The 12,294-nt window shown below is 65.8% G+C and carries 14 protein-coding genes; 10 read left to right on the top strand and 4 right to left on the bottom strand.

Annotation, left to right across the window (positions count from 1 at the left end):
- Positions 1-34: 34 nt before the first annotated feature.
- From ACUXVH_RS29500 to ACUXVH_RS29545, 10 genes are all read left to right on the top strand, one after another.
- Positions 35-502 carry a VOC family protein gene (locus ACUXVH_RS29500; RefSeq protein ID WP_011062443.1) on the top strand — a complete coding sequence of 156 codons (468 nt, stop codon included), beginning with the start codon at positions 35-37 and terminating at the stop codon, positions 500-502.
- A gap of 296 nt (positions 503-798) precedes the next feature.
- On the top strand, positions 799-2,022 hold the full coding sequence (locus ACUXVH_RS29505) for a PepSY-associated TM helix domain-containing protein (protein WP_011062444.1): 1,224 nt from the start codon (positions 799-801) through the stop codon (positions 2,020-2,022).
- A complete protein-coding gene (locus ACUXVH_RS29510; protein ID WP_011062445.1) occupies positions 2,019-2,561 on the top strand; it encodes a hypothetical protein in 543 nt (180 codons plus the stop codon). Before ACUXVH_RS29505 ends, ACUXVH_RS29510 begins: the two co-directional genes overlap by 4 nt.
- A complete protein-coding gene (locus tag ACUXVH_RS29515; RefSeq protein WP_015636478.1) occupies positions 2,558-2,896 on the top strand; it encodes a hypothetical protein in 339 nt (112 codons plus the stop codon). Before ACUXVH_RS29510 ends, ACUXVH_RS29515 begins: the two co-directional genes overlap by 4 nt.
- Positions 2,893-3,465 (top strand): DUF6162 family protein, encoded by a 573-nt coding sequence (locus ACUXVH_RS29520; protein ID WP_011062447.1) that lies wholly within the window; start codon positions 2,893-2,895, stop codon positions 3,463-3,465. Before ACUXVH_RS29515 ends, ACUXVH_RS29520 begins: the two co-directional genes overlap by 4 nt.
- A gap of 35 nt (positions 3,466-3,500) precedes the next feature.
- Positions 3,501-4,430, top strand: coding sequence for a metal ABC transporter substrate-binding protein (locus ACUXVH_RS29525; RefSeq protein WP_011062448.1), 930 nt, complete (start codon positions 3,501-3,503; stop codon positions 4,428-4,430).
- A complete protein-coding gene (locus tag ACUXVH_RS29530; protein ID WP_065365502.1) occupies positions 4,427-5,170 on the top strand; it encodes a metal ABC transporter ATP-binding protein in 744 nt (247 codons plus the stop codon). The genes ACUXVH_RS29525 and ACUXVH_RS29530 overlap by 4 nt, the downstream gene beginning before the upstream one ends.
- Entirely contained in the window at positions 5,170-6,069 is a 900-nt protein-coding gene (locus ACUXVH_RS29535) for a metal ABC transporter permease (RefSeq protein ID WP_047288112.1), read from the top strand. The genes ACUXVH_RS29530 and ACUXVH_RS29535 overlap by 1 nt, the downstream gene beginning before the upstream one ends.
- A complete protein-coding gene (locus tag ACUXVH_RS29540) occupies positions 6,070-7,053 on the top strand; it encodes a metal ABC transporter solute-binding protein, Zn/Mn family (protein WP_065365501.1) in 984 nt (327 codons plus the stop codon). It begins immediately after the preceding gene.
- Between the two features lie 211 nt (positions 7,054-7,264).
- A complete protein-coding gene (locus ACUXVH_RS29545; protein WP_019092942.1) occupies positions 7,265-8,092 on the top strand; it encodes a class I SAM-dependent methyltransferase in 828 nt (275 codons plus the stop codon).
- A gap of 155 nt (positions 8,093-8,247) precedes the next feature.
- Here ACUXVH_RS29545 and ACUXVH_RS29550 read toward each other — a convergent pair whose 3' ends face one another.
- From ACUXVH_RS29550 to ACUXVH_RS29565, 4 genes are all read right to left on the bottom strand, one after another.
- Complete coding sequence (locus ACUXVH_RS29550) at positions 8,248-8,472, bottom strand: MbtH family protein (RefSeq protein WP_011062453.1); 225 nt, start codon at positions 8,470-8,472, stop codon at positions 8,248-8,250.
- Between the two features lie 82 nt (positions 8,473-8,554).
- Positions 8,555-9,967 (bottom strand): aspartate aminotransferase family protein, encoded by a 1,413-nt coding sequence (locus ACUXVH_RS29555; RefSeq protein WP_065365500.1) that lies wholly within the window; start codon positions 9,965-9,967, stop codon positions 8,555-8,557.
- A gap of 235 nt (positions 9,968-10,202) precedes the next feature.
- Positions 10,203-11,528 carry an ATP-binding protein gene (locus tag ACUXVH_RS29560; RefSeq protein ID WP_011062455.1) on the bottom strand — a complete coding sequence of 442 codons (1,326 nt, stop codon included), beginning with the start codon at positions 11,526-11,528 and terminating at the stop codon, positions 10,203-10,205.
- On the bottom strand, positions 11,529-12,206 hold the full coding sequence (locus ACUXVH_RS29565) for a response regulator (RefSeq protein ID WP_011062456.1): 678 nt from the start codon (positions 12,204-12,206) through the stop codon (positions 11,529-11,531).
- Positions 12,207-12,294 lie beyond the last annotated feature (88 nt).

Here is a 12,294-nt window from a genome sequence, read left to right on the forward strand (position 1 = left end):
TCGCCCCCAACAACAAGATCAAGGAGAAACCCTGATGAGCGTCAATCCCATTCCCGAAGGTTTCAGCGGCGTCACCCCCTACCTGGGCATCCAGCGCGCCGCCGAGGCCATCGAGTTCTACAAGAAGGCCTTCGACGCGGTGCAGATCATGCGCCTGGACATGCCCGACGGCAGGGTCGGCCATGCCGAACTGCGCATCGGCGGTTCGGCCATCATGCTCGGCAGCCCTTGCGAACAAACCCCGATGGGCAGCCCGGAAGCCCACAAGACGTCGGTCGGGCTGCACCTGTATGTGGAAGATGTCGACAGCCGCTTTGCCCAGGCGATCGCCGCGGGCGGCACCGAAGTGTCGGCGGTCAAGGACCAGTTCTACGGCGATCGCAGCGGCAGCCTGCGCGACCCTTTCGGGCATGTGTGGTTCCTCGCCAGCCGCAAGGAGGAATTGAGCGCCGAGGAAATCGGCCGAAGGGCCCGGGAAATGTTCCAGCAACAGGCCGGCTGAGCCTGCCCCTGTAGGAGCCGGCTTGCCGGCGAAGGCGTCTCGCGGACCCGTTCGCGGGCAAGCCCGCTCCTACGGGGCCATGGGCATTGACCAAACCAGTCAAGCAGCGGCTTTCACGAGGGTTTCGCAGCTTCGTAACATTTACTTTCATATCGCCTTTCGGGATTTACGATTCTCATTCGTCTTAATTAGATGCAGCAGGCCGCGTTGGCCCAGGCTATGCCCGGCGCTTTTTGTCCCGGGCCCGGTCCCGGGTTCCAGTGCCGCTCCATTCCTCGAATCAAGACGCCCATTCAATGTCGAAGAAGTCCCGTTCAAAAATCTGGTTTCTGGTGCACAGCTGGCTGGCCCTGCCCATCTGGTTCTTTGTGCTGATTGTCTGCGTCACCGGCACCCTGGCGGTGGTCAGCCAGGAGATCGTGTGGCTGGCCAACCCCGACGTGCGCGCCAGCAAGCCCAGCGATGATGCACAACCGCTGAATTACGACCAGATCGTCCAAGCCATCAAGCGTGCCGAACCCCAGACCCGGGTGGACACCATCGTCACCCCGGATGAAAGCCACTTCGCCCTGAGTGTCAGTGTCAGCTACCCGGACGGCCGCTCGCCGACGCTCTACGTCAACCCCTACACCGGGGTGATCCAGGGCACCAGCCCGCAGTTCGATTTCCAGGGCTTCACCCGCGCCCTGCACGGCTGGTGGCTGGTGCCCTTCACCAACGGCTACAGCTGGGGCTGGTACCTGGTGTCCTTGCTGGGCCTGCCCATGCTGGTGTCGCTGATCACCGGGCTGGTGGTCTACAAGAAGTTCTGGAAAGGCTTTCTCAAGCCAACCCTGCGCCTGCGCCATGGCGCACGGATCTTCTGGGGTGATTTCCATCGCCTGAGCGGCATCTGGTCAATCTGGTTCATCGCGGTGATCTCCATCACCGGCACCTGGTTCATGATCGAAGCGATTCTTTCGGACAACCACATCAGTATCTCCAGCGAACCCGTGGTCCCGGTGATCGCCCGCGAGCAAGTGCCGACCACGGGCGATGGCAGCCCGGCGCCGATGATCGGCCTGGACCAGGCCATCGGCATTGCCACACAGAAAATCCCCGGCTTCGACATCAGCTTCGTCAGCCTGCCGAGCAACGCCTACAGCCACCTGTATGTCGGCGGCCGCGGCTGGTATCCGCTGATGTACCAGACTGCCAACATCAACCCCTATACCGGCTCCCTGGACACCTCGCACCTGCTGGCGGACCGCAACACCCTGGAGTTCGTCACCGAATCCATGCGCCCGTTGCACACCGGTGATTTCGGCGGCCTCTGGATCAAGCTGATCTGGTTCTTCTTCGGCCTGGTGCTGAGCATGATGGTCCTCAGCGGCCTGCTGATCTGGACCAAGCGCACCGCCCTGGCCACCGCCAACGCCCTCAAGCGCGAAGAAAAGGCCGCCCGTGCGCGCCCCGCCAGCAAACCCGCCCAGGCACCCGCCCCGGCCATGCGCGCCGAAACCTCGGAGAGCACCCTGTGAGCCAGACCAGCACCGCCGCCGCGCCTTCGAACCTGAGCCGGCTCTGGCACAAGTGGCGCTTTCACCTGAACATCCTGCTGTTGCTGATTCCCCTGGGCTTCATGCCCAAATACTTCGCCGACGTTGCCCTGTTTCGCGGCGAAAGCGGCCTGGGTGAACGGGAGATCGGCGAAATCCAGGTCGGCCCCTGGAGCCTGCGCCTGGCGGAAATGCGCAACGAAGCGCCACGCAGCGATGGCCCCGCCGGTTACCTGAAAAGCTTCAACGCCGCCCTGTGCCAGGCCTGCATCGAGCCGGTCAAAGCCACCTACCTGCGCATCGGCAAGCCCCGCAGCCTGCGGGCCGCCGGGGTGATTTTCTTCGGCAGCCCGTACCGCATGGGCGCCAGCCTGCCCATCCCGGAAAAGACCAAGGCCGATTCCGAGCTGTGGATCACCATGGAAGGCTGGGACGGCAGCATGCACCAGGCATCCATTCCCCTGAGCCAGGCGTCACCCGCCACCGTGGCCTGGCTCGAAAAACAAGGAGGCAAACGATGAGTTGCGCAGTATCCCCTCGACGCCTTGGCGCCCTGGCCCTGTTGTTGCTAGGCGGCGCCTTCAGCCACAGCGCCCTGGCCCACAACCCGATGTGCGAGTGCAAGGCCATAGACGCCGAGCAGATCCGCTGCACCGGTGGTTTTTCCGATGGCAGCGGCGCCCCGGGGGTGACCCTGGACGTGATCGGCTACGACGAAACCATCCTGGTGCCGGGCAAGCTGGGGGCCGACTCGACCCTGACCTTCAAGAAACCTTCCAGCGAGTTCTACGTACTCTTCGATGCGGGCCCCGGCCACGTGGTCGAGATCGACCAAGCGGATATCGAGGCCCCATGACTCCTGCCACCACCCAGGTCGTGCGCCCCGCCGGCGCCGGCCATGAAACCCTCTATGTGCTGTTGCTGTGTGCACTGATTCTGAGTGTGGCTGCCACCGTGGTGCTGTGGCGCGGCGAAGAAACCGCGACCGGCAGTGTCGCCAGCCACCAGTTGGACGCGCGCCGCGACCTCAGCGCCGGCGAGCAGGGCATCTATGCCGACCTGCGGGTGACCCTCGACGAAATCCACCTGCTGCGCGCCGAAAGCCAGGACCTGCCGACCCCCGAGGAACTGGCCGGCGAAGGCTTCGCACCCTTCGCCCAGGACGCCAGCTCGGTGAGCCGCGGTGGCCATATCTGGACAGTGCAGAACCAGGCCTACCTGGGTCTGAGCCAGAACCTGCAAGTGGCCGGCTCCTTTCTGATGCGCATCGACGCCGAAGATGACACCCAGGTGGATATCTGGCTCAACCGCGCCCCTTCCGCCGCCCTGCCCGCTGACCTGGGCGACGAACCACTGGCCGCCGCCGGCTGGCAACAGGTGGTGGCGCAATTCGATGCCGGAGTGACCCGCCAGCATCGCCACTGATCATTCGCATTCACCCGAGAGAAGACCGCTTGCCCATGCCTATTTCATCTCAACGCCGCCCCTTTCTGCAGGTGCTGCTGGTCAGTCTGCTGGCCCTGATGCTCAGCCCCCTGGCCAGCGCCGACCCGGCCAAGCGCCTGCGCATCGGCATCACCCTGCACCCCTACTACAGCTACGTGGCCAATATCGTCGGTGACAAGGCCGAGGTGGTGCCGCTGATTCCCGCCGGCTTCAACCCCCACGCCTACGAACCCCGGGCCGAGGACATCAAGCGCATCGGCACCCTGGACGTGATAGTGCTCAACGGCGTGGGCCACGATGACTTCGCCGACCGCATGATCGCCGCCAGCGAGCGCCCGGACATCCCGGTGATCGAAGCCAACGAAAACGTGCCGCTGCTGGCCGCCACCGGGGTGGCCGCGCGAGGCGCCGGCAAAGTGGTCAACCCGCACACCTTCCTCTCCATCAGCGCCTCCATCGCCCAGGTCAACAACATCGCCCGGGAGCTGGGCAAGATGGACCCGGCCAACGCCAAGACCTACACCCAGAACGCCCGCGCCTACGGCAAGCGCCTGCGGCAGATGCGCGCCGACGCCCTGGCCAAGCTGACCCAGGCGCCCAATGCCGACCTGCGGGTGGCCACGGTGCATGCAGCCTACGACTACCTGTTGCGCGAGTTCGGCCTGCAAGTCACCGCGGTGGTGGAGCCGGCCCACGGCATCGAACCCAGCCCCAGCCAGTTGAAGAAGACCATCGACCAACTGCGCGAGCTGGACGTCAAGGTGATCTTCTCGGAGATGGACTTCCCCTCCACCTACGTCGACACCATCCAGCGTGAATCCGGGGTCAAGCTCTACCCGCTGTCACACATTTCCTACGGCGACTACAGCGCCGACAAGTACGAGAAGGAAATGAAGGGCAACCTCGACACCGTGGTCCGGGCCATCCAGGAGGCCGGGGCATGACCGCCATCGAGACCCTGCTGCGGGGCCCGGCCATCGAGTTCGACCAGGTCAGCCTGACCCTGGGCCGCACCACCATCCTCGACCGGGTGACCTTCCAGGTGCAGCCCGGCAGCGTGCACGCACTGGTGGGCCCCAACGGCGGCGGCAAGAGTTCGCTGATCAAGACCCTGCTGGGGCAGATGCCGCACCAGGGCCAATTGCGCCTGCAATGGCCGGATGCGCCCGGCACCATCGGCTACGTGCCCCAGGCCCTGGAGTTCGACCGTGGCCTACCGATGACCGTGGACGATTTCATGGCTGCCATGTGCCAGCGCCGCCCGGCCTTTCTCGGCCTCAGCCGGCATTACGCCCAGGCCATAGGCGAGGCCCTGGAACGGGTCGGCATGCAAGACAAGCGCAAACGGCGCATGGGCGCTCTGTCCGGCGGTGAACGCCAGCGGGTGCTGCTGGCCCAGGGCCTGATCCCGGCCCCGCAACTGCTGGTATTGGACGAACCGATGTCGGCCCTGGACGAGGCCGGGATCCAGGTCTTCGAACGACTGCTCCACGACTGGCGCCAGAGTGGCATCACCCTGCTGTGGATCGAGCACGACCTGGAAGCAGTGGGTCGCCTGGCGGACCGGGTCACCGGCCTCAACCGTCGGGTGCTGTTCGACGGCCCGGCGCAGCAGACCCTGACCCCGGAGCGCCTGCTCAGCCTGTTCTCCACCCATCCACGAGCCGCCGGGAGCGCCGCCTGATGACCTATGAAGCTTTTCGCCTGATGGTCCAGGGCTGGGCTTCGGCCGGCTACCTGCCCGAAGCCCTGGCCTACGGGTTCGTGGTCAACGCCCTGCTGGCCGGGCTGCTGATCGGCCCGGTGCTGGGCGGCCTGGGTACCCTGGTGGTGGTCAAGCGCTTCGCCTTCTTCTCCGAAGCCGTGGGCCACGCGGCGCTGACCGGGGTGGCCATCGGCATTCTCCTGGGCGAACCCTATACCGGCCCCTATGGCAGCCTGTTCGGCTACTGCCTGCTGTTCGGCATCCTGCTCAACTACCTGCGCAACCGCACCGGCCTGGCGCCGGACACCCTGATCGGCGTGTTCCTTTCGGTGTCCCTGGCCCTGGGCGCCAGCCTGCTGCTGATCCTCGCCGGCAAGATCAACGTGCACATCCTGGAAAACGTGCTGTTCGGCTCGGTGCTCACGGTCAACGGCAGCGACCTCTTGGTGCTGCTGATCGTCGGCGCCCTGGTGCTGGGCCTGAGCCTGCCGTTGTACAACCGCATCATGCTGGCCAGCTTCAACCCGCAGCTGGCGGCGGTACGCGGCGTAGCGGTGAAGGCCCTGGACTACCTGTTCGTGATCCTGGTGACCCTGATCACCGTGGCCGCGGTCAAAGTCATCGGCGCCATCCTGGTAGGCGCCCTGCTGGTGATTCCGGCCGCCGCGGCACGCCTGCTGAGCCAGTCGCTCAAGGGCTTCTTCTGGATCTCGGTGAGCATCGCCACCGTCAGCACCCTGTGCGGCATCCTGCTACCCATCGTCTTCGACCTGCCGGTGCCCTCCGGCGCCGCGATCATCCTGGTGGCCGGTGTCGCCTTCGCCCTGGCCGCCATCGCTCGCGGCACTGTCCCCAGCCTGAAAGGGAATATCGGATAAATGCACAGTTCATTGCCTCACCTGTCACTGCGTCGCCTGACCCTGGCCCTGGCCCTCGGCGGCCTGATCAGTACTCCGGCCCTGGCCGAGCGCGACCACTTCGAACCGATGCGCGTGGTCGCCAACCACGGCATGGGCAACACCGCGCTGCACAGCGCCACCTCAAGCAAATCACCGACGGTGCTGGCTTCCCTACCGGTAACTTTCGGCCTGGGGCAGATCCTGCTGCAGGGTACCGACATCAAGCTGGAACGGGCCGCCCCGGCCAACCTGCCGGGCTCGCGGCAGACTGCCTATTTCACCGGGCGTGGCGCTCCGGCCCTGGCCAAGCTGGCACTCAATGCCGACGCAGTGATCGGCCTGCGTTCGATCTGGCCGGACGACCCGCTGTACCCCAACGCCCGGCGCAGCAACATCCGCATCGTCGAGATCGACGCTGCACGCCCGGTGGACGGCGCCCTGCCCGGGGTGGCCCTGCAACCGGGCAAGAGCGACGGGCTCAACGCCCAGCCCTGGCTGTCCAGCAACAATCTGGGGCGCATGGCCGACGTGCTGGCGGCGGACCTCGCGCGACTGGCGCCCGAAGCCAAACCGCAGATCGAAAGCAACCTGGCGGGCCTCAAACAGCGCCTGCTGAAACTCAGCGCCGACAGCGAAGCGCGCCTGGCGGAGGCCGACAACCTCAGCGTGCTGAGCCTCTCCGAGCACTTCGGGTACCTGGTCAGTGGCCTGAACCTGGAACTGCTGGAAGTGGACGCCCGGGCGGACAACGAATGGACCCCCGAGGCCCTGAAAAAGCTGCAAGCCCGGCTCAAGGACAACGATGTGGCCCTGGTCCTGCACCACCGCCAGCCGTCCGATGCACTGAAAGCGGCCGTCAGCGCCGGCGGCAGCCAGCTACTGGTGCTGGAAACCGACAGCGCCGACCCGCTCGCCGAACTGGAAGGCAACCTGCAGAAAGTCACCCAGGCCCTGAGCCTGTAGCCGCTGCCGCAGGCTGCGAACGGCTGTGCAGGAGACGCTGCTCTTGAGATCGCTGAAGGTCCTGCGGACCTTGGCGCAGCTTCGCCATGGCTCAGCAGCGGCTACAGTCGGGGTCAGGGGGCCGGGGCCGATTACATATTCCCTCAAGATCGCGCGCATTTCCCGGTGCTAGTCTGCGCTTCGCCAAAAGCCCAGAGAAGAAGCCCGCGCCATGAGCGACTACGTAAAACTCAACAAGACCAACTGGGACGAACGCGCGCCCCTGCATGCCGCCTCGGCGGACTACGCGGTGCAGCGTTTTGTCGACGAAGCCGGCTATCTGTCCGACGTGGTGCAGTTCGACCGGCCCTTGCTGGGGAATATCCGAGGCCTGCGCGGGGTGCATCTGCAATGCCATATCGGCACCGACACCCTGTCCCTGGCCCGCCTCGGCGCGCAGATGAGCGGCGTGGATTTTTCCCCGGCGTCCCTGGCGGAAGCCCGGACCCTGGCCCGACGCTGCAATACGCCTATCGACTACCACGAGTCCGACGTGTTCCTGGCCGCCGAGGTACTGCCCCAAGGCAACTTCGATCTGGTCTACACCGGCATCGGTGCCCTGTGCTGGCTGCCGAGCATCGAGCGCTGGGCGCAGACCGTCGGCGCCCTGCTCAAGCCCGGTGGCCGGCTGTTCATCCGCGAAGGCCACCCGATGCTCTGGGCCATCAACGAAGATCACCACGACTCATTGCGGGTGGAACTGCCCTACTTCGAAACCCGCGAGCCTCTGGTCTGGGACGACGAAAACACCTACGTGGAAACCGACAGCCCCCTCAAGGCCACCATGACCCACGAATGGAACCACGGCCTGGGAGAGATCATCAGCGCCTTGCTGGCCCAGGGCCTGGACATCACGGGACTGGTGGAGCACCAGAGCATCCCCTGGGAAGCCCTGCCCGGGCAGATGGTGGTGGATGAACGCGGCGAATGGCGACTCAAGGAAGCGCCATGGCGCCTGCCACTGAGCTACACCTTGCAGGCCGTCAAGCGCGGGGGCTGATCGCCCGGCGTGAAAAACCGCCAAGCTCAAGAAGGCAGCGCCTCTGTAGCCGCTGCCGCAGGCTGCGAACGGCTCCGCAGGAGGCGCTGCTTTTGAGATCGCTGAAGGTCCTGCGGCCCTTTGCGCAGCCTCGCAGGCTCGGCAGCGGCTACAGGTCAGCCGGCGACGGCCTGCTGGTCCATCTTCTGGCGCAGGCTCAGGGGACGCATGTCGGTCCAGACTTCTTCGATGTAGGCCAGGCAGTCCTTCTTGAAACCGCTCTTGCCCACAGTGCGCCAGCCCTGGGGCACGGCCTTGTAGTCGGGCCAGATCGAGTATTGCTCTTCATGGTTGACCACCACCTGGAACAGGATGTCCTCACGGTCGAATACTGAAGTCATTGCTTGTCTCCATCACTGATAAGGTTCGCCGCGCTCAGCGCACGGCGGTTGTGTAGAAGGAACGAAACGGCGGGGCAAAAAATTAGAGGCTGGCCACTGCCGCCGCTACGGCTTTGCTGAAGATCTGGGCCACCTGGTCGATCTGCGCTGCGGTGATTACCAGCGGCGGCAGGAAACGCACCACGGCGCCGTGGCGCCCGCCCAGCTCCAGGATCAGCCCGCGCTTGAGGCATTCGCGCTGCACCAGCGGTGCCAGGCGCGCATGCTGGGGTGGATGGCCCTGGGCATCCGGCACGCCGGCCGGGTCCACCAGCTCCACCCCGAGCATCAGGCCACGACCACGGATATCCCCCAGTTGCGGGAAGTCGCGCTGCAGGATCAGCAGGTGCTCGCGCAAGCGCTCGCCCATGGCCGCCGCGTGCTCGGGCACCCGGTGTTCCTTGAGGTAGCGCATCACCGCGGAACCGGTGGCCATGGCCATCTGATTGCCGCGGAAGGTGCCGGCGTGGGCACCCGGCTGCCAGGTGTCGAGCCAGTCGCGATAGACCATCACCGCCAGCGGCAGGCTGCCGCCGATGGCCTTGGACATCACCACCACATCGGGAATGATCCCCGCGTGCTCAAAGGCGAACATCTTGCCGGTGCGACCGAAGCCGCTCTGGATTTCATCGACGATCAATGCCACCCCGGCCTTCTCGGTGATGCGGCGCACACCTTGCAGCCATTCCAGGTCGGCCGGGATCACCCCACCCTCGCCCTGCACCGCCTCGACAATCACTGCTGCTGGCAGGGCCACCCCGGCTTCCGGATCGGTGAGCAGGTTTTCCAGGTAATGCAGGTTGACCTTGACCCCTTCGGCGCCCCCCAGCCCGAACGGGCAGCGGTAGTCATAGGGGAACGGCAGGAACTGCACGCCGTTGTTCAGCAGCCCGGCCAGGGCGCGCTTGGGCCCCAGGCTGCCCATCAGGCTCAGCGCACCCTGGCTCATGCCGTGGTAACCGCCCTGGAACGACAGCACGGTGCTGCGCCCGGTAGCGGTGCGCGTAAGCTTCAGCGCGGCTTCCACGGCATCGGTGCCGGTGGGACCGCAGAACTGGATCTTGGCCTCCGCGGCCAGGGCCTCGGGCAACAGGCCGAACAGGTCCTGGACGAACTGATCCTTGACCGGGGTGGTCAGGTCCAGGGTCAACAGCGGCAACTCATCGGCCAGCACCTGCTGGATCGCGGCGATCACCACCGGGTGATTGTGGCCCAGGGCCAAAGTCCCGGCACCGGCCAGGCAATCGATGAAACGCCGGCCCTCGACGTCTTCGACGTGAATGCCGCTGGCCCGCTTCAGGGCCAGGGGAATGCGCCGTGGATAACTGCGGGCATTGGATTCCTGGCGGCTCTGGCGGGCCAGCAGGGGCGACTCGTCGAACTGGTAAAGCGTCTCTTGCGGGGCGGCGCCAAGGCCCACCGGCGAATCTTCCATCAGGCTGGTAACGGCTGACATGTCTCGAACCCTCACGCTGCAATTTGAGCAAAACGGCCACCGGCCGGATGCGCAGCCCAAGCGCGGGCGCGCACTGACAGGTTTTCCTGTTCTAAAAACGCTTCAGCGCGGTGGGGATTTACACCCCGGGGCGAGGAAATTGCACATGCCGCCCCGTAGGAGCCAGCTTGCTGGCGAAGGCGGTCTCAAGGGCCCCTTCGCTGGCAAGCCAGCTCCTACAGTGGACGGTGATGGGTCAGGCGCGGTGGGCAGGCAGGGTCAGCTCGACTCGCAGGCCATCGGGGCGGCTATCGAAATTCAGCTCGCAACCGCAACGCTGGACGATGGCCTGGACAATCGCCAGGCCCAGGCCACAGCCACTGCTCTGGCTGTCGCGCCAGAAGCGCTGGGTCAGGTGCTGCAAGTCTTGCGCGGGAATGCCCGAACCATGGTCGCGGACCTGGAAACGCACCCGGGCGCCGACTGTCTCCAGGTTCAGCTCCACCGGGCATTCTTCAGGGGTGTGGCGCAGTGCGTTGTCCAGCAAGTTGCGCAAGGCAGCGATGGCCAGGGTCGAGGGCATTTCCACCGCAGCCTCGCCGGCCTTGCCGTGCATATGCAGCTTGACCCGGGCCCGAGCGCCCACGGCGGCGTCCTGGATCGCCAGGCGCGCCACCTGTTCGGCAGTGCAGTGCACGCCGTCGTCGAACGACAGGCTGCCCTCGACCCGGGCCAGCAACAGCAACTGCTCCAGGGTCCGGTGCATGCGGTCGGCGCCCTCCTCGGCCCGGGCCAGGGACTGATCCCGGGCCGCACCTTCGGTCATGCGCGCCACTTGCAGGTGGGTCTTGATCGCGGTCAGCGGGCTGCGCAATTCGTGGGCGGCGTCACCGGTCAGGCGCCGTTCGCGCTCGATGGTCTTGGCAATGCGCTGGAACAGCTGGTTCTGGGTTTCCAGCAGCGGCCGCAGCTCGCTGGGCATGGGCTGGATCTGCAACGGTTCCAGGGAGTCGGCGCTGCGGCGCATCAGCGCGTCACGAATCCGGTTCAGCGGGGCCAGGCTCTGGCCGATGCCCAGCCACAGCAGCCACAGGCAGCCGAGCAAGGCCACGCCCACCGGCACCGAAGCCGCCAGCAGCACCGACATGTTCAGGGCTTCGCGCTCGACCTGGCGATCCGCGGTGGTGATGCGCATGTCGCCGCGCACCAGGGTGAAGGTGCGCCAGGGCGCGCCGTCGATCATCTGGTCGTGAAAGCCCAGCTTCTCGGCTTCCAGCGGGTGCTCCGGAGTGCTATGGCTGCGGGCCAGGATCTGCCCGCGCAGGGAACTGACCTGGCAGGCCATGCCGCCGGGGATGGTCAGGGCCGCGCTGTTGATCTGGTTGCTCGGGCCATGGGACGGCAGCGCCGGCATCTGCTCCAGCAGCCCGGCGACCATGCGCGCCGAAGCGACCAGGCGCTGGTCCAGGGAAAACATCATCTGGTTGCGCAGGTCACTGAGCATCCAGGCCGCGGCCAGGGCCCAGATCAGGATGAAGGCAGCGCCCAGGGTCATGCTCAGGCGCAGGCGCAGGCTTCTCACTTAGCGGTTCTCCTCACCGTCGGCCGGGCCCAGGCGATAGCCGAGGCCGCGCACGGTTTCGACGATGCCGTTGCCGAGTTTGCGCCGCAGGTGGTGGATGTGCACATTCAGCGCGTTGCTCTCCAGCTCATCGTTGAAACCGTAGACGCTGTCCTTGAGTTGCTCGCTGGACAGCACCCGGCCACGGTTGTGCAGCAGCGCCTGGAGCAGGGATTGCTCGCGCCGCGAGAGGTCCACCGGTTGGCCGCCGAGCAGGGTTTCCCGGGTGCTCGGGTCATAGGTCAGGCGCCCGTGCTCGATCAGGTTGACGCTGCGCCCCGCCACCCGGCGCAGCAGGGTGTGCAGGCGCGCCGCCAGTTCCCGCAGGTCGAAGGGCTTGAGCAGGTAATCGTCGGCACCGGCCTGCAAGCCATCGACCCGGTCGGTCACCGAGTCGCGGGCGGTGAGGATCAGCACCGGAATCTCCAGGCCCTGCTGGCGCTGCTGCTTGAGCAGCTTCAAACCGTCTTCATCCGGCAGGCCAAGATCCAGTACCATCACGTCGAAATCGGCCACGCCGAGCATGGCCCGCGCTGCCGAAGCGGTGGCCACATGCTCGACCGTCAGGCCCTGGGCCGTGAGGCCGGCGACTATCCCGCTGGCAATCAGCTCATCATCTTCACAGACAAGTACGTGCATGGTCGGTCCTGTACAAAGGCGTTGATTAAGCGGGCTGCGGATTAAGCGGACATTATGCCCGCCGTTTCCTGGCCACAAGCCAAGTATG

This window comes from Pseudomonas sp. 8(2025), from assembly GCF_052665325.1.